Origin of the sequence: Pseudomonas syringae KCTC 12500, from assembly GCF_000507185.2 — a bacterium.
In the GTDB taxonomy this organism is placed as follows: domain Bacteria; phylum Pseudomonadota; class Gammaproteobacteria; order Pseudomonadales; family Pseudomonadaceae; genus Aquipseudomonas; species Aquipseudomonas syringae.
Genome location: NZ_AYTM02000002.1, coordinates 4,283,783 through 4,301,581 on the forward strand (window position 1 = coordinate 4,283,783; position 17,799 = coordinate 4,301,581).

Below are 17,799 nucleotides of genomic sequence, written 5' to 3' on the forward strand. Positions count from 1 at the left end.
GGCAAGCGGCATATTCGCGCTGGTGTTTCTGCTTCAAAGACAACGTATGACGTATGACGTGCGACAGGATGTTCATCGAGTAACGAAAGGTTATCGAAAACTATCAGTGGCCTTCTCTTTGTGCAAACGGTCATTCATATCCAGTATATTGTTTGCGTCAAACAATTCAGGCACTGCTCAATTATGTTCATTGGCCGGTCTGTCTCAATTGTGGTCACCTTGTGGTGAACGTCATTCAATCAGTCGGTCGACGCTTGGGCTGCTTAATTATAGGTGGTCTTCAGGCGGCGGATATTTGACTCGGCCAGTCGGATGCCTGGAGTTTTCTATGAACGGTGACATGCAGACCCGTATAAAACAACTGCTCTCACCCGCCATTGCGCGCGTGCAATGTATTGCCATCGTTTGTTGGCTGGTTGTTCTTTCGGTCACGCCGTATCTGCAATTCGGTCTGCCGGAAATACTGCTGACCCTTGGCCTGCTGGGGGCGTGCGCCTGGCAATATCGCGCAGTCGACTTCAGAGTCTGGCGCTGCGTGGGCATGGCATTCGTGATCATTGTGGCACTGTGCTTTTCAAGGGCGGGGCATTTGCGCACCGGCACGGACATCAACTGGTCACTCTCGGTCGCCGTGATGATTATCCTGTGTTCGACATTGTTAGTGGTGTATACCCGGGATTATCTGGTGGTGGCGATACTCGCCTGGTGTATTCTCTCTCCCGCTCAGGGGGGCGATACCGACAGTGTCGCGGCTGTGTTCATGACGCTGTTCTTTATCACGTCGGTCAGTCTGGGCAGTGTGATGAATCATACTTACACGCGCACACTTCGTACGGTATTGAGTCTGGAACATCAGTTTCGCGAACTGTCGCTGACCGATGACCTGACCGCTATATTGAATCGCCGGGCATTGATGCAGGCACTGGACAATCATGTGCTGAATAACTCGGCCGGTTATTTTCTGATGCTCGACATTGATGACTTCAAAACGATCAATGATCAATTCGGTCACGACGCCGGTGATCAGGCACTTCGTGTTATGGCAGGCTGCCTGCAAAAGACCGTAGGCAGTCTCGCCTTCGGACGCATGGGCGGAGAGGAGTTCGGCGTGATCCTGCCAATGTGCAGTGAAGATGACGCTCGGGATTATGTGCTGAACCTGTTGGAGTGCATCAGAAAATCCCTCGCTGTCAGCCCGTTGACCTGCAGTGCCGGGCTGGCCGACATCCCTGCGGCAGCGGACAGCTCGGAAGTGCTCAAGACCGCCGACATCAATCTGTATCAGGCCAAGCGGGGCGGCAAGGACCGGGCATTCTGGCGAGGTGCGCAGATAGGCGGCCATCAGGCGGGCGGCATCAGTGTGGAATGCGATAAAACCCGCGCCCTGACACGGTAGGCGGGCATCGGACTTTATCGCGCTGCCCGTACCTTGTTGCAAGGTCCGCGAAACCCTTTTTAAACCCCGGTTTGCTGCGATCAGGCCCTTTCGCCCATAATCACGTTTTTAAAGTCGTCTCGAACCCGCAGCAGGAGCCTCATGGAGCAATTTCGCAATATCGGCATCATCGGTCGCCTGGGCAGTGTTCAGGTGCTCGAGACCGTTCGCCGACTCAAGAGATTCCTGTTGGACCGCCACCTGCACGTCATTCTCGAAGAGACGATCGCTGAGGTCCTGCCCGGTCATGGCCTGCAGACCTCATCGCGCAAGATGCTCGGCGAGGTCTGCGACATGGTCATTGTGGTCGGCGGCGACGGCAGCCTGCTGGGCGCGGCGCGGGCACTGGCCCGGCATAACGTTCCGGTGCTGGGCATCAACCGAGGCAGCCTGGGCTTTCTGACCGACATCCGTCCCGACGAGTTGGAGGTCAAATGTGCCGAAGTGCTCGACGGGCATTACCTGGTTGAAAACCGTTTCCTGCTCCAGGCCGAAGTGCGTCGCCATGGCGAGGCCATCGGTCAGGGCGATGCGCTCAACGACGTGGTGCTGCACCCCGGCAAGTCCACGCGCATGATCGAATTCGAGATCTACATCGACGGTCAGTTCGTGTGCAGTCAGAAGGCCGACGGCCTGATCGTCGCCACGCCGACCGGATCGACGGCCTACGCGTTGTCGGCAGGCGGGCCGATCATGCACCCCAAGCTCGACGCCATCGTCATCGTGCCGATGTACCCGCATACCTTGTCGGGGCGGCCCATCGTGGTCGACGGCAACAGCGAGCTGAAAATCGTGGTGTCCAAGGACATGACCATTTACCCGCAAGTGTCGTGCGACGGTCAGAATCACTTCACCTGTGCGCCAGGTGACACCATTACGGTCAGCAAGAAACCGCAGAAACTGCGTCTGATCCATCCGCTGGATCACAACTATTACGAGGTCTGCCGCACCAAGCTCGGCTGGGGCAGCAAGCTCGGCGGCGGGGGCGATTAATGCTCGATCCGGCGCGTGGCTATGATCTGATCGGTGACGTGCACGGGTGTGCCCATACCCTCGAGCACTTGCTGGAGCTTCTCGGTTACCGTCTGCAGGCTGGCGTGTGGCGTCATCCCGAGCGTATCGTTATTTTCCTCGGCGACATCATCGACCGCGGCCCGCGTATTCGCGAATCGCTGCACATCGTGCGCGACATGGTTCAGGCCGGTCAGGCGTTGTGCATCATGGGCAACCATGAGTTCAATGCGCTGGGCTGGGTGACACCGGCCCTGTCCGAAAGCGGTCACCAGTTCGTGCGCGAGCACACCCCGCGTCATGCGCGGCTGATCGGCGAAACCCTGGTACAGTTCGAGCCGTATCCGGATGAGTGGAGCGAGTTCGTCAACTGGTTCTACGAGCTACCGCTGTACCTCGATGCCGGTCGCTTCAGGGTCGTGCATGCCTGCTGGGATGCGACGCTGATCGATCCGCTGCGTGGCCTGCATGGTACGGGGTGTATCGACCAGCATTTCGTCCAGGCGTCGGCAGTGCCCGGCAGCTTCGCCAGTAATGTCTTCAACCGTCTGCTGCGTGGCACCGACATGCGCCTGCCGCATGGCCTGACCCTGACTGGCGGTGATGGACTGACCCGCGAATTCTTCCGCACCAAGTTCTGGGAGGATGATCCGCAGACCTATGGCGACGTGGTCTTTCAGCCGGACGCCTTGCCCGAAGGGGTCGCCAAGACGCCATTGTCCACGTCGGAAAAGAACGCGTTGCTGCGGTATGGCATCAATGAGCCGCTGCTGTTTGTCGGTCATTACTGGCGCAGCGGCATCCCTGCGCCTATCCGGCCTAACCTGGCCTGTCTGGATTACAGCGCCGTGCTCTACGGCAAACTGGTCGCCTATCGGCTGGACCAGGAAACACAAATCGATCCGGACAAATTCGTCTGGGTCGACGTGCAGCGTCCCGAGGTTTGAGAATGAGTCCTGTAGCTGTCCTGCGTTTGCCGCTGACCACCGACCTGAGCGGTTTTGTCAGGCTGTTGCTGCGCTTGCAGATCCCTCACCGGGTCAGTGAAGAGGCTGGCGAGCAAGTCCTGTGGGTGCCGGACGCGCCGCGACTGGTCGAAGAAGTACGCGAGTTGTACACGCGCTTCCCCGAAGGTGACGAGCACGTGCAACTGACGCAAGACACCGGAAGCGCCACCTACAAGCCGCCCGGCCTGATCGAGCAGTTACGCAGCAGTCCGGTGACGGCCCTGGTGTTACTGGTCACCTTGCTGGTCGCCGGCCTGACGCTGCTGGGCGATAACCTCGAAGCCGTCCGCTGGCTGACCTTTCAGGATTTCCGCATCAATGGCGAGTACGCAACGTTTCTGCCGTTGTCCGAAAGCCTCGCGTCCGGACAGTGGTGGCGGATCATCTCGCCCATGCTGATCCACTTCGGCATCCTGCACCTGGCCATGAACGGCATGTGGTTCTGGGAGCTGGGGCGGCGGATTGAAATTCGTCAGGGTAGCCTGTCGCTGCTGTTGCTGACCTTGCTGTTTTCGTCGGTTTCAAATTACGTGCAATACCTGTTCAGCGGCCCAAGCCTGTTTGGCGGACTGTCCGGCGTGTTGTATGGCTTGCTCGGGCATTGCTGGATTTTCCAGATGCTGGCGCCCAACCCGGTCTATCGCCTGCCGCGCGGCGTGTTGATCATGATGCTGGTCTGGCTGGTGCTGTGCCTGTCCGGGCTGGTGAGCATGCTCGGTTTCGGCGAAATCGCCAACGGTGCGCATGTCGGCGGGCTGATCATCGGTTGTGTCACCGGGCTGCTGGGTGGTGCGATTGCGCGCCGCAAGGCCTAGAATTACCCGCTATTTTCTGGAGTGCGCCATGTCGTCTTTTATAGAAATGATCGAAAACATCACCCCGGATATCTACGAGAGCCTGAAACTGGCTGTGGAAATCGGCAAATGGTCCGACGGTCGCAAGCTCACTCAGGAACAACGTGAGCTGTCGCTGCAGGCGCTGATCGCCTGGGAAGTGCAGAACCTGCCGGAAGACCAGCGCACCGGCTACATGGGGCCGCAGGAATGCGCCTCTAAATCGGCCCCAGTGCCCAATATCCTGTTCAAATCGGATGCTATTCATTGATCGAAATTGGTCGCGGAGCAGTCAACAAAATGTCGGCGCGTCAGGATGACACGTCGTGTGTGCAATACGCTTTTCGCCTCGGTGAGACCGAGATCGCGGTCAACCCGCTGATCGGCAAGACGCTGCGTCTGGAGTTTCTCGGCGCCATTCATTGCAGTCATTGCGGGCGCAAGACCAAGTCCAGCTACAGCCAGGGTTACTGCTACCCGTGCATGCTCAAGCTGGCGCAGTGCGACCTGTGCATCATGAGCCCGGAGAAATGCCATCACGATCAGGGTACCTGCCGTGATCCGGCGTGGGGCGAGCAGTTCTGCATGACCGATCACATTGTTTACCTGGCCAATTCCTCAGGCGTGAAGGTCGGTATTACCCGCTCAACGCAATTGCCGACCCGCTGGCTTGACCAGGGCGCAAGCCAGGCCCTGCCGATCCTGCGCGTGGCAACCCGTCAGCAGTCCGGCTTCGTCGAAGACCTGCTGCGCAGCCAGGTGGCCGATCGTACCAACTGGCGTGCCTTGCTCAAGGGTGACGCTCAGCCTGTCGACCTCAAGGCCATTCGCCAGGCGCTGTTCGACAGTTGCGGCGCAGGGCTGCAGGGATTGCAAGAACGATTCGGGCTGCAGGCCATCCAATTGCTACATGACGCCGAGCCTGTCGAGTTTCGTTACCCGGTCGAGGCGTATCCGACCAAGATTGTCAGCTTCAATCTGGACAAGAACCCGATTGCCGAAGGCACGCTGCTGGGGATCAAGGGCCAATACCTGATTTTCGACACGGGCGTGATCAATATCCGCAAGTACACGGCCTATCAGCTGGCCGTGCATCAGTAGAAGGATTCCAGCATGCGCACCGAACAACCGAAAATGATCTACCTGAAGGATTACCAGGCTCCCGAGTACCTCATTGATGAGACGAACCTGACCTTCGAACTGTTCGACGACCACTCGCTGGTCCACGCGCAGCTGGTCATGCGCCGCAACCCTGAGCGTGGCGCAGGCCTGCCAGCGCTGGTGCTCGACGGCCAGAATCTGGAACTGGTCTCGGTCAAGCTGAGCGATGTCGAGCTGAGCGCTGCGGATTATCAACTGACCGACGACCACCTGACCCTGCACCCAAAGGCTGACACCTTTACGGTCGACAGCACCGTGCGCATCCATCCGGAATCCAACACCGCGCTGGAAGGGCTGTACAAATCCAGTGGCATGTTCTGCACACAGTGCGAGGCCGAAGGCTTCCGCAAGATCACCTATTACCTTGACCGTCCTGACGTGATGAGCAAGTTCACCACCACCGTCAGCGCTGACAAGCAGGGTTTCCCGATCCTGCTGTCCAACGGCAACCCGGTGGCTAGCGGCGAAGAAGAGGGTGGCCGGCACTGGGCGACCTGGGAAGACCCGTTCATGAAGCCGGCTTACCTGTTTGCACTGGTGGCCGGTGATCTGTGGTGTATCGAAGACACGTTCACCACCATGAATGAGCGGAACGTGACCCTGCGTATCTACGTCGAACCGGAAAACGTCGACAAGTGCCAGCACGCCATGACCAGTCTGAAAAAGTCCATGCGCTGGGACGAAGAGACCTACGGTCGCGAGTACGACCTGGACATCTTCATGATTGTCGCGGTCAACGACTTCAACATGGGCGCGATGGAAAACAAGGGCCTCAATATCTTCAACTCCAGTGCCGTGCTGGCGCGTGCCGAGACGGCGACCGACGCGGCACACCAGCGTGTCGAAGCGATCGTCGCCCACGAATACTTCCACAACTGGTCAGGCAACCGCGTGACCTGCCGTGACTGGTTCCAGCTGTCGCTCAAGGAAGGCTTCACGGTGTACCGCGACGCCGGTTTCTCGGCCGACATGAACTCGGCCACGGTCAAGCGTATTCAGGACGTTGCCTACCTGCGTACCCACCAGTTTGCCGAAGACGCAGGCCCGATGGCGCACGCCGTACGCCCGGACAGCTTCATCGAAATCTCCAACTTCTACACCCTGACCGTGTACGAAAAAGGCTCGGAAGTGGTCGGCATGCTTCACACCCTGCTGGGCGCTGAAGGCTTCCGCCAGGGCAGCGATCTGTATTTCGCGCGCCACGACGGCCAGGCCGTGACCTGCGACGACTTCATCAAGGCCATGGAAGACGCCAATGGCGTCGATCTGATCCAGTTCAAGCGCTGGTACAGCCAGGCGGGCACGCCGCGTCTGGCGGTCAGCGAGTCGTACGACGCTGCGGCCAAGACCTACAGTCTGACCTTCCGCCAGAGCTGCCCGACCACACCGGGCCAGCCTGGCGATCAGAAGCAACCCTTTGTGATCCCCGTCGAACTGGGGCTGCTGGATAGCAAGGGTAGCGAGATTGCCCTGCGTCTGGCGAACGAAACGACGGCGATCGGCACCATGCGGGTATTGTCGGTTACCGAAGCCGAGCAGACCTTCACCTTCGTCGATGTCGCCGAAAAGCCGCTGCCTTCGCTGCTGCGCGGTTTCTCTGCGCCGGTCAAGCTGAGCTTCCCGTATGACCGCGACCAGTTGATGTTCCTGATGCAGCACGACAGCGATGGTTTCAATCGCTGGGATGCCGGTCAGCAGTTGTCGGTTCAGGTATTGCAGGAACTGATCGGCCAGCATCAGCAAGGTCAGCCATTGGTCATGGATCAGCGTCTGATCACTGCACTGGGCAGCGTGCTGGCGGACGATGGTCTTGATCAGGCGATGGTCGCGGAAATGCTTTCGTTGCCGGGCGAAGCTTATCTGGCCGAAATCAGCGAAGTGGCCGATGTCGATGCCATTCACGCCGCTCGCGATTTTGCCCGTCAGCAGTTGGCAGAGGGGTTGTTCGATGGGCTGCTGGCGCGCTATCAGGCCAACCGTGAAGTGTCGAAGGTCACGCCTTATGTGGCCGAAGCCGCTCACTTTGCCCGTCGCGCGCTGCAGAACATCGCGTTGTCGTACCTGATGCTCAGCGGCAAGCCGGAGGTACTGGCGGCCACTATCGACCAGTTCGACACCAGCGACAACATGACCGAGCGCCTGACTGCGCTGGCCGTGCTGGTGAATTCGCCGTTCACTGCCGAGCGTGACAAGGCGCTCGCCGTGTTTGCCGAGAACTTCAAGAGCAATGCACTGGTCATGGATCAGTGGTTCAGCGTCCAGGCCGCGAGCACTCTGCCGGGCGGCCTGCAGCGTGTGCAGGAATTGATGAAACACCCGGCCTTCAGCATCAGGAACCCGAACAAGGTGCGTGCCTTGATCGGTGCCTTCGCCGGGCAGAATCTGGTCAACTTCCACGCGGCAGATGGCTCCGGCTATCGCTTCCTGGCGGACCTGGTCATCGAGCTGAACGCGCTGAACCCGCAGATCGCTTCGCGTCAATTGGCACCACTGACCCGCTGGCGCAAATACGACAGCGCCCGTCAGGCGTTGATGAAAGCCGAGCTGGAACGCATCCTCGCCTCCGGCAAGCTGTCGGCGGATGTGTATGAAGTGGTGAGCAAAAGCCTGGCTGAATAAGGGTTTGTGCTGTGCCTGTTGCCTGAGCTGCATGGGTGATAAAGGCGCTGTCTGCTGATGCGGACAGCGCCTTTTTTGCGTCCCGTTGATGGGGGGGCGATTGTCTGCTATCCGCGCATCACACCTTATTCTGCACTCGCTAAAGTTCTTATGGCTCATGGACAAAAAATATAAGTCTTTTTAGATGAAATTTAGGTAATGGAACCGTCTTCGGGACACGGCCACACAGTGTTGGCAACGCGGTAGAGGCCGTCCTGTCTTGGAAGTAATCAAGATCACGGAGGTCTGTTTTCAGCGGTGCCTGGTGCGGAAAAAGTACGTTCGCCCACTCCCGTTAAACTAACTTTAAATAAGGTGAAACGTGTTCAGGATCAATACCGGATCGTCGTCATATAACGTTCAAAGTTCCGCATCCTCTGAAGGTTCTGAGGGCGTAAAGTCGTATGGTTTGCATGATAATTTAAATGTAAGGGCCAACACCACAAAGGTCACTGATTATGTGGGTACCAAGGCCGCCAATCAGATTCCTTGCCTTCTAAGCAACGCGACGTTCCAGGGCGACGTTATATCCGTAGCAAACTCAATGGCGGTCCTTGCTGCGATGGGGCAAGGGCACGGTAATGTTATTGTCGCCGACCTGGATAAGGCACACCTTGCCGGCGTGCAATCAGTCCTCGCAATTGCTCAATCATCTGGCAGTCAAGAGGCGTGGTTGAGAGAGGTGAAACGCCAGCATAAGTCCGGCTATGCAGATCATCTTGAACTATTGATACAACGCAATCAGGAGCATCTGTCATTCGACTCGTTAAAGCAGCGCCTGCATCGCGGAGGCGTCAGCCTCGTCCGGGCAGATATGGCCAGTGACAGCGCAACAGAGTTGGCCGGGCTGGCCCCGCATGGCGTATCCGGAATGTACGTGAGTAATATTGAAATGTACCTCGGCGGTTTTCTTGATAAAGCCAACACTTCCATCAACGAGAGGCAGCAGGCACTGAACACGTTCAAGAATAATATCGTCTCGCTTATGGGGGCCGAGGCATTTCTTATTCGTGGCGAATCGGTAGGTATGCAGGTTCACAATAAGAATGCCGCTATCAACGACTGGATACCCCAAGTCCGTTAACGACCAGGCTGCGTCACACCATCGACAGGAAGGTCTTTTCTTCCCCGCCTTCCTGTCTCTAACCTTGTTCGAACATTCCGCCCGCTCGGGCGTTTTCAAGTGACGTTGGCGCTGAAATAAGTCGCCAATACGGGTGCCTGCGGTCAGCAGCTGCACGGTCAGGGCTTTACCTCCTCGCGATCAATCAGCACGTAAAGAGCGCTGCGGCGTAGTGCTGTCCAAAAAGGGCGGTCCTTCCTATAAAAAATCTCACATGTGATACATATCTATCTTCAGAAACATCTGCTACGTTGCTCACCTGATCCACGGCCAGCAACAGAGGGAAGCGCCAATGCCTCGTAAAACCCAGGGCGATAACGCAGCGGTCCCGGCCAAGGTTTCCAAGAGTTCCACCGATTACATGCGTGAAATGCGTCTACGGCTCAAGGAGGCGGGGCTGGTGAAGCGCGAGTTCTGGATCCGGCCCGAAAATGTCGATGCCCTGCGGGGTATCGAAAAAGCCTTAAGACAGCCCTTTTTGGGCGACAGAATAAAACTGGAGGACTTCATGACCGAGAATACCCACTGGACCATCAGCTCTCTGCAGAAGGCACTCAGCGAACTGGAGCTGGTGACGAACGGCAAGATCGAGCTCGACGTGACCGAGGGCGATGCCTCGGGGATCAGGCTGACCATGGCTGACTACGGCGACCTGCCGATCTATATCGCCGTGGAAGGCGAGCAGATTCTCGCCGACGCGACTTTGATCGAAGTGAACAAGATCAAGAACGTGCAGGCCTTCAACGACGTTGTGCTGCGCAGTCGCGACCTGTTTCCACTGTCCTCGATCGGCATCGAAAAGCTGGGCGGCGATCAGGAAGTCTACTGCCTGTTCGGCGCACTGAGCGCTGCCTCGTCGCTCACCGTAATCGTGCAGGAAATCCTCACCCTCGCGGACAACGTGATCCGTGCGGCCGATGCTTTTGAAGATCATTTCATCTACTGAACAGCGCTGTCAGGCGGAGAACATTCATGACTACGAGTATCTGGAAAAAACTGGTCACCGCCGTTCGTGGTGGTGCTTCCGAAGTGGGCGAGTCGATTGCCGACGCCAATGCCATCCGCATCCTGGACCAGGAAATTCGTGACGCCGAGAACGCGCTGGTCAAGGCCCGCGACGGGCTGATCACTATCAAGGCCAAGCACAAACTCTCGGCACAGCGTCTTGAAGAGCACGCCACCAGCATTGCCAACTGGGAAGGTCGCGCCATGCAGGCCCTGAACAAGGGTGAAGAAGCCCTGGCCGTAGAATGCGCGAACAAGATCGCCGAAATCGAAGCCCTGCGTGATCAGGAGCAGGAGCTGGCCGATCAGTTCAGCAAGCAGGTCAACTTGTTGCAGGATCAGGTGATCAAGGCCGAATCGCGAATCAAGAGCCTCAAGCAGCAGGTCGAGATGGCCAAGGCCCGTGAAACCGTGCAAAAGGCCCGCGTTGCAACGGCCACTGCAACCGGTGGCGCCAGCGGCGCTGTAGAAACCGCAGTTGGCTCGCTGGCACGCCTCAAGCAGCGTCAGGATGAACAGGACGCCAAGCTCGAAGCGGCTGAAGACCTGGCCAGCCAGTCCAGCGGCAGCGATCTGGAGCGTCGTCTGCAGGATGCCGGAATCGGTGCCAAAAGCGGCGGTGCGCAGGATGTATTGGCGCGCCTGAAAGCCAAAAGTCAGACGCCGGCTCAGTAAGCGCTGCAACAAGGCAGGCGAGGGTGGTGCATGGCGTTTTCCCGACGACTCAAGGTCATCCTCGTCCTGTCGGCCGTGTTGATTGCGGTACAGGCAATCAACTCGATCACCGGCAATAGTCTGCTCCATTTCGGTATCATGCCGCGCAGCCTCATCGGGTTGCGCGGCATTGTGTTTGCCCCCTTCCTGCACGGGTCCATTCAGCACTTGCTCAGCAATCTGTTGCCGTTCATTGTGCTGAGCTGGCTGGTGGCGACCGAGGGTGTCAGGCGTTATGCATGGGTCGCCGGGCTGATCTGCCTGCTGGGCGGGCTTCTGGTCTGGAGCTTCGGTCGCAGCAATGTCCATGTCGGCGCAAGCGGTCTGATTTTTGGTTTGTGGGCTTATCTGCTGGCACGGGCGTGGTATCAGCGCAGTATCGCCAGCGTGCTGATCGCGCTGCTGGTGCTGGCTGCTTACAGCGGGCTGGTATTGGGCTTCGTTCCGGTGGCCGGCGTGTCGTTCGAATCACATATCGCTGGCGCATTTGCGGGCGTTTGTGTGGCTTGGTTGATGCACTCCAGGGCGTTGCTGGCGCAGAAGTGAGTCAGTCTCACGCGCGGAGGCAGTGCGCCTGTTGCGCTTGAAGAGCGTTATATATCGTCACCCGTCACTGCAAGGAAATGGATTATGAGTTGGTTCAAACGGGCAATGGGCCTGGAAGCGCCCAAGGCATCAGGCCGTGACAGCACACAACCGGTCAGCAAGGTGAGTCCGCTGGGGCTGGCGTCCGGACGCATGCTGTGCCTGGACAGTTCACTGAAACTGTTGCTCGACGGTCACTCGGAAGTGGTCGTCCCGGGCGATGAAAAGGTCTGGTCCGTAGGGCATATCGATCTCGGCCAATCCATGGCGCTGCATCGTTTCTACCTCGATAACGAGGACTACTTTCTGCAAGTGGTCAGCGACGGCCCCAACCCGGAAGACGTGCAGGACATCATCCTGTTCGGCTATTACAGTGCCGAGCCGATCACCAGCAAGGATGAATTGCTGCGCCTGACCGGCCCGTCGTCGAAGATCGGCCTGCCGACCTACGAGCACGATGGCGAGGTCTTCGAGCGGCAATGGGGGACTTCACCCGGCCAGACCGAGCTGACGCCACTCGATGAAGACATCGTCAGTCCTGACGCGACTTATCGCGTCAAGCACTTGAGCATGCTGTACGCCCGCGAGACGGGACTGATTAACCGCCGTGAGTTTCTGCTGTTTTCCGTAGAGGAAGACGAGGAGGGCAGCATCACGCTCACCACGGCAGTCGGCATCACGCTGCAATCCACTGATATCAACGTTCTTTGACAAGGAAATCCTCATGATCGACGCGCTGCGTATGTCGCTCAATGCCACTGCTGTGTTCGGCTTCGTCCTGTACATCCTGGTGGCGGCGATTCTGTTCGCGCTGTTCCAGTTCATCTACAGCCGGATCACGCCACACAAGGAATTTGCGCTGATTCGCGAGAATAACAGTGCAGCGGCAGTTGCCCTCGGTGGTTCGCTGATCGGTTTCGCGCTGCCGGCCAGTAACATCATCAGCTACAGCATCAGCATCCTGGATGTGGTCGTCTGGGCAGTGATTGCCGCCGTCGTGCAACTGCTGGCGTTCGGCGTTACCAGCCTGGTGCTCAAGGGCCTGTCGACGCGTATCGCCAAGGGTGAAATGGCGGCGGCCATCTATTCGGCCAGCGTCGCGATCAGCGTCGGTCTTCTCAACGCCGCCTGCATGACCCCGTCGGTCTGACGGCAGCCTTGAACAAGGAGACTCACGATGAGACGTAGTTCAGTAAAACTGGTACTCGCCGGTGCGCTGCCGCTGGCCCTTGCCGGGTGCGGTCCGTCCGAGCAAAAGGACACCGTCAACGCCAAGGCCAACTTCAGTTCGGTGCAGGAATGCGCCGATGCCAAGGTGCCGGTTAATATCTGTTCGGATGCCTACATGCAGGCGCTGTCCGATCATCGCCGCATTGCGCCGACCTATGACGACAAGGCCTCTTGCGACGCGGACTTCGTACCGGATTATTGCCAGGTCACCTCTGACGGCAAGTACATGCCCAAGCTCGGCGGCTTCGAACTGGGCTTTTCCGGGCAAGTGCCGAAAGAGGCGCTGGACCGGGCCAATCAGGAAGTCAACCAGTCTGCTTCGGCAGGCATGAGTGGCACCACCGGGCTGATGGCCGGCTTGCTGATCGGCAATCTGCTCAGCAACGGCTTCGGCAATAACCGCTATTACTCGCAGCCCATCTATCAGACGCGTGATGACCGGGGCGGTTATTACAGCTCGTCCCTGCCCAGTCAGATCGATCGCGGCAAGACCTTCGGGCGCTCGACCCAGGCACAATCCAGCCCGGATCGCAGCTACGGCAGGAGCACCTTGGGGCGCAACCTGGGCAGCTCGGGTTCCGGCTCGTCCTCGGTGTCATCGACCATCTCGCGCGGCGGCTTCGGCAGCCAGGCTTCGGCACGCAGTGGCTGGGGCGGCAAGAGCAGCAGTGGCAGCGGCAGTTTCGGAGGCTGACGGTTCGCGGCATGAAAAAGATCAGCATCGAGGAACGTCCGGACTGGCGCACGACCGCCGAACGTGAAGGGTTCAACTTTCACACCATCGACGGCGAGCGTTACTGGGACGAGCGCGGGTATTACCTGTTCAGCGAACAGCAGATTACCCGCGATCTTGAAGCGCCCACCCAGGAGCTTCACCAGATGTGCATGGACGCCGTGGCGCGAGTGGTGGACAGCGAAGCGCTGCTCCATCAACTGGCGATTCCGGAAGCGTTCTTCGACCTGATCCAGACCTCGTGGAAGGAGGGACATCCGCATCTGTACGGGCGCTTCGATTTTGCCTACGACGGTACGGGCCCGGCAAAGATGTACGAAATCAATGCCGATACGCCGACCAGTCTGATGGAAGCGGGGGCGGTGCAGCTGCTCTGGCTGGAAGAGCAGATGGCACGCGGCGTGTTGCCTGCGCATGCCACCCAGTTCAACTCAATTGCCGAGGACCTGGTTCGGGCCTTTGCCGAGTTTCCCGGCACGACTCCCTTCTACTTTTCGGCGATGTCCGGTTCCATCGAAGACCGGGGCACCACCGATTTCCTGCGGCGTATGGCAGCACACGTCGGCATTGATGCGAGGCATATCGATATCGAAGACATCGGGCTCGGCGCTGACGGGCGTTTTGTCGATCTGGACGGGCGCTGGATCGAGCGCTTGTTCAAGCTGCATGCGTGGGAGCACATCTTTCACGAGGAGTTCGGCCAGCACGTGTCAGCCGCTGGCACCCAGTTCGTCGAACCCGCGTGGAAGGCGATTCTCAGCAATAAGGGGATTCTGCCGTTGTTGTGGCAGTTCAACGAAGGCCATCCGAATCTGCTGCCTGCGCACGTCGACCAGGACCCGAACAAAGCGGTCCCCAAAGGCTGGGTACGCAAACCGTACTTTTCCCGTGAGGGCGCCAACATTGAAATGCGCACGCCCGGCGATCAGGTCATCTCGGTCGATGGGCCGTACACTGATGCGCCCTACATTCTGCAGGCCTACTCGCCGCTTCCGCGATTCGGCGACAGCTACACGCTGATCGGCTCCTGGGTCATCGGCGATCTTGCGTCAGGGATCGGTATTCGTGAAGACGACAGCCTGATCACCAAGGATACCAGTCGCTTTCTGCCACACGTTGTCATCGACTGAGCCTTGCCTGTCGTCACCCGGTGTTACTGGCCTCAAGCACGTAACACTCTTGTTGTTACCCTCTGTTCATATACCCGCCAATAAGTCGCCGTAATGAGTTGCCTTGTGAGTGCGGTGTCTGACAATCAAACAGACGCTGTCGTTGTTTTTAATGCTGGTCATAACGCGGGTGCGCGATAGTTCAGATCTGTACCTTATATAAGTAGTGATCTGTTCTTTATCGCGTATTGGCATTCGCGTTGCATTACTGTGGGCTATTACGGGTGCCTGTTTTATTGGTGTTTAACAGCGTGTTGTCCATTCTTCTTGTTCTGTGAAGTTTCCTACAGACGTATACCCGATAGATAACCTGTTCGCGGTAAGAATACGTGGGCAATTCAGTTCGCCTGTTCAACATACGGTTATTGGCCGAGCGTCAATAACCGTCTCGCCCTCATAACCTGCCGTTTACACGGAACCAATCCCGGCCTGGACGCCATACATGCGTCCCGACGTGGCCATGCAAGGAGAGCCCACATGCTCATGAAACAACGGCTGGGCAGCGCGCTGGCGCTGCTGTTCACGATCAACACCTGCCAGGCAGTCGATACCACGTTACTCGGGAGTCGTTTGACCCCGCTGGGAGGCGAGATGGCAGGTAATGCCACGGGGACCATTCCGCCCTGGACGGGCGGAATCACCCGACCGCCGTCCGGATACAAGGGGTCGGGCACTCGGCATGTCGACCCGTATGCGGCTGACAAGCCCCTGTTCACCATCACTCACGCCAACATGCAGCACTACCGCACGCGCCTGACGCCAGGGCAGGTGGCGATGTTCGAAACCTACCCCGACAGCTACCGGATGTCGGTATACCCCACGCGACGTTCCGGATCGGCACCGCAATGGGTGTACGACAACACCCGCCGCAATGCGCAGAAAGCCCGATTGATCGGCGGCGGCAACGGTTTTGTCGATGCCTACGGCGGCATTCCATTTCCGCTTCCGGAAAAGGGCATTCAGGCCGTGTGGAATCACATTGTCCGGTATCGCGGCCATTATGCGGTGCGGCGCACTTCGGAAGTCGCTATAAAGCGCGACGGCAGTTTCAAACTGAACACTTCGCGTCAGGAAGTGCTGTTTCGCTTCTACGATCCTGCGGGCAGCTTTGCCAGTCTGGATAATGTGCTGTTCTATTACCTGTCGTTTATCCAGTGCCCGACGCGCATGGCCGGTTCTGCCGTGCTGGTCCATGAAACACTGGACCAGATTCAGGAGCCGCGGCAGGCGTGGGCCTACAGTGTGCGGCAACGTCGGGTACGCCGCGCGCCGAGTCTGGCTTACGATATGCCTATTCCGGCCTCTGAAGGCTTGCGCACGGCCGACGACACCGACATGTTCAATGGCTCGCCGGATCGTTACGACTGGGCGTTGCTGGGCAAGCGCGAGATTTATATTCCCTACAACAACTACCGGATTTCCAGCCCCGACATTACCTATCGGCAATTATTGCAGGCGGGTCATCTCAACCCGGCTTATACGCGCCATGAACTACATCGTGTATGGGTGGTGGAGGGCACGCTCAAACCGACCGCGCGTCATGTCTACTCAAGACGCACGCTGTACCTGGACGAGGACAGTTGGCAGGCCGCAATCGTCGATCAGTACGACGCTCGGGGGCAGTTGTGGCGCGTCTCCATGGCGTACCTGAAGAACTATTACGAACTGCCGACGACCTGGTCCGCACTGGACGTTTTCCATGACCTGCAGGCGCGGCGTTATCACGTACAGAACCTCGACAATCAGGAGCCTGGCACCAGTGACTTCTCTCAGCCGGTACCCAGCGTGAACGCCTTCAAACCAGCGGCCTTGCGACGCAGGAGCATTCGCTGACCGGCGCCTGGTGAATCCGCCCGATCAACCGTCGTTATGTTTCATCAATCACATCCCGCGCGCTTAACAAAAGATAACGACATGTCGATTGTCAGGCATTTGCAAAGCTGCCTAGGATGGCCGAGCTTCCAGACAGGTAACGCCATAGCGCTGCGGGCGTCGACATCGATATGAGTTGTCCGGCACCCGCACCCGATAACAGCCACCTGATAATAATAAGAGCGGAAAAGTCCATGCATGAGTCTTTCCATCGCCTCAGCCGGTTATGCGCGGGCATGTCCCTGGCTGTCGTTGCTTCATCTCTGTTTGCGCTGCCTGCGATGGCTGGCTCCGAGGCGGTACCCATGGCCACCGCTGCCGACACGCCTGTTTATGCCATCGAGTCGGCCAAAGCCTCACGCACGTTATTACTGGGCGTCGCCCATGCGGGTGCGCGGTTGGTCGTAGTGGGCGACCATGGGCATATTCTGTTTTCCGATGATCAGGGCAGCACCTGGAGTCAGGCCCGCGTGCCTACCCGGCAGTTGTTGACGGCCGTGTTTTTTGTGGATGAACAGCACGGTTGGGCGGTCGGTCACGACGCGCAGGTACTGGCCAGCAGCGATGGGGGCAAGAGCTGGAACAAGCAGTTCGAGGACCTCAAGCGCGAGGCTCCGCTGCTGGACGTCTGGTTCAATGACCTCGACAACGGCTTGGCCATCGGCGCCTACGGCCTGCTGCTGAGTACCGCCGATGGCGGGCAGCACTGGGAAGATGTCAGCGACCGGCTGGACAACGAAGACCAATACCACCTGAACGGCATCACTCAAGTTAAGGACGCCGGCCTGTTCATTGTCGGCGAAGCGGGCAGCATGTTTCGCTCCCGCGACGAGGGACAGACCTGGGAGAAAATCGCCGGCCCGTATCAAGGCTCGTTATTCGGCGTGATCGGCACGGCTCAGCCGTCCACGCTGCTGGCCTATGGTCTGCGCGGCAATTTGTTTCGCTCCAGCGATTTTGGTGACAGCTGGCAGCCCATCGAACTGAAGGGCGCGCGCGGGCCGCTCGAGTTCGGTCTCGCCAGCGCCACGCTGCTGGCCGATGACTCGCTGGTGCTGGTCGGCAATGGCGGCAGTGTCATGCGCAGCACCGATGACGGGGAAACATTCGCGGTCTTCAATCGACCTGATCGCATCTCGTTGGCCGGGGTCACCGGCAACCCTCAGGGCAATCTGATTCTGGTCGGGCAGGGCGGTGTTCGCATCGCCTCGCCAACGGGCGCCGAGACGACCCAACAATAAGACCTTTCAGGGCGGGGACATT

General features: G+C 58.6%; 17 protein-coding genes. All 17 read left to right on the forward strand.

What is annotated here, in order from left to right; translation table 11 throughout:
- Positions 1–328: 328 nt before the first annotated feature.
- The 17 genes from V476_RS19555 to V476_RS19635 all read left to right on the forward strand — a co-directional run bounded on the left by V476_RS19555 (position 329) and on the right by V476_RS19635 (position 17,777).
- Positions 329–1,396, forward strand: a complete 1,068-nt coding sequence (locus V476_RS19555) for a GGDEF domain-containing protein (RefSeq protein WP_024959144.1) — start codon at positions 329–331, stop codon at positions 1,394–1,396.
- 141 nt (positions 1,397–1,537) lie between these two features.
- The gene (locus V476_RS19560; RefSeq protein WP_003409651.1) at positions 1,538–2,428 is read left to right on the forward strand and encodes an NAD(+) kinase; all 891 of its coding nucleotides are present in this window, start codon (positions 1,538–1,540) and stop codon (positions 2,426–2,428) included.
- On the forward strand, positions 2,428–3,393 hold the full coding sequence (locus V476_RS19565; RefSeq protein ID WP_024959145.1) for a metallophosphoesterase: 966 nt from the start codon (positions 2,428–2,430) through the stop codon (positions 3,391–3,393). The genes V476_RS19560 and V476_RS19565 overlap by 1 nt, the downstream gene beginning before the upstream one ends.
- Before the next feature lie 2 nt (positions 3,394–3,395).
- On the forward strand, positions 3,396–4,268 hold the full coding sequence (locus tag V476_RS19570) for a rhomboid family intramembrane serine protease (protein WP_004418564.1): 873 nt from the start codon (positions 3,396–3,398) through the stop codon (positions 4,266–4,268).
- Positions 4,269–4,296: 28 nt separating this feature from the next.
- Complete coding sequence (locus V476_RS19575) at positions 4,297–4,557, forward strand: YeaC family protein (RefSeq protein WP_002554502.1); 261 nt, start codon at positions 4,297–4,299, stop codon at positions 4,555–4,557.
- Complete coding sequence (locus tag V476_RS19580; RefSeq protein ID WP_024647953.1) at positions 4,554–5,387, forward strand: DUF2797 domain-containing protein; 834 nt, start codon at positions 4,554–4,556, stop codon at positions 5,385–5,387. The genes V476_RS19575 and V476_RS19580 overlap by 4 nt, the downstream gene beginning before the upstream one ends.
- Positions 5,388–5,399: 12 nt before the next feature.
- Positions 5,400–8,066, forward strand: coding sequence for an aminopeptidase N (gene pepN, locus V476_RS19585; protein ID WP_024959146.1), 2,667 nt, complete (start codon positions 5,400–5,402; stop codon positions 8,064–8,066).
- A gap of 361 nt (positions 8,067–8,427) precedes the next feature.
- Positions 8,428–9,189, forward strand: coding sequence for a hypothetical protein (locus V476_RS19590; protein WP_229636543.1), 762 nt, complete (start codon positions 8,428–8,430; stop codon positions 9,187–9,189).
- Positions 9,190–9,520: 331 nt separating this feature from the next.
- Entirely contained in the window at positions 9,521–10,174 is a 654-nt protein-coding gene (locus V476_RS19595; protein WP_010425651.1) for a YjfI family protein, read from the forward strand.
- Positions 10,175–10,200: 26 nt separating this feature from the next.
- Positions 10,201–10,908, forward strand: a complete 708-nt coding sequence (locus tag V476_RS19600; RefSeq protein WP_024959147.1) for a PspA/IM30 family protein — start codon at positions 10,201–10,203, stop codon at positions 10,906–10,908.
- 30 nt (positions 10,909–10,938) lie between these two features.
- The gene (locus V476_RS19605) at positions 10,939–11,493 is read left to right on the forward strand and encodes a rhomboid family intramembrane serine protease (RefSeq protein WP_024959148.1); all 555 of its coding nucleotides are present in this window, start codon (positions 10,939–10,941) and stop codon (positions 11,491–11,493) included.
- Between the two features lie 84 nt (positions 11,494–11,577).
- Entirely contained in the window at positions 11,578–12,243 is a 666-nt protein-coding gene (locus tag V476_RS19610; protein ID WP_024959149.1) for a DUF2491 family protein, read from the forward strand.
- 13 nt (positions 12,244–12,256) lie between these two features.
- On the forward strand, positions 12,257–12,682 hold the full coding sequence (locus V476_RS19615; protein ID WP_017279595.1) for a DUF350 domain-containing protein: 426 nt from the start codon (positions 12,257–12,259) through the stop codon (positions 12,680–12,682).
- Positions 12,683–12,709: 27 nt separating this feature from the next.
- Positions 12,710–13,456: a DUF1190 domain-containing protein gene (locus tag V476_RS19620; RefSeq protein WP_003390775.1), complete on the forward strand. Its 747-nt coding sequence runs from the start codon at positions 12,710–12,712 to the stop codon at positions 13,454–13,456.
- A gap of 11 nt (positions 13,457–13,467) precedes the next feature.
- Positions 13,468–14,625: a glutathionylspermidine synthase family protein gene (locus V476_RS19625; protein ID WP_004418558.1), complete on the forward strand. Its 1,158-nt coding sequence runs from the start codon at positions 13,468–13,470 to the stop codon at positions 14,623–14,625.
- A 516-nt stretch (positions 14,626–15,141) separates the two neighbouring features.
- Positions 15,142–16,497, forward strand: coding sequence for a DUF1329 domain-containing protein (locus tag V476_RS19630; RefSeq protein WP_024959150.1), 1,356 nt, complete (start codon positions 15,142–15,144; stop codon positions 16,495–16,497).
- A 233-nt stretch (positions 16,498–16,730) separates the two neighbouring features.
- A complete protein-coding gene (locus V476_RS19635; protein ID WP_050428297.1) occupies positions 16,731–17,777 on the forward strand; it encodes a WD40/YVTN/BNR-like repeat-containing protein in 1,047 nt (348 codons plus the stop codon).
- Positions 17,778–17,799: the final 22 nt, after the last annotated feature.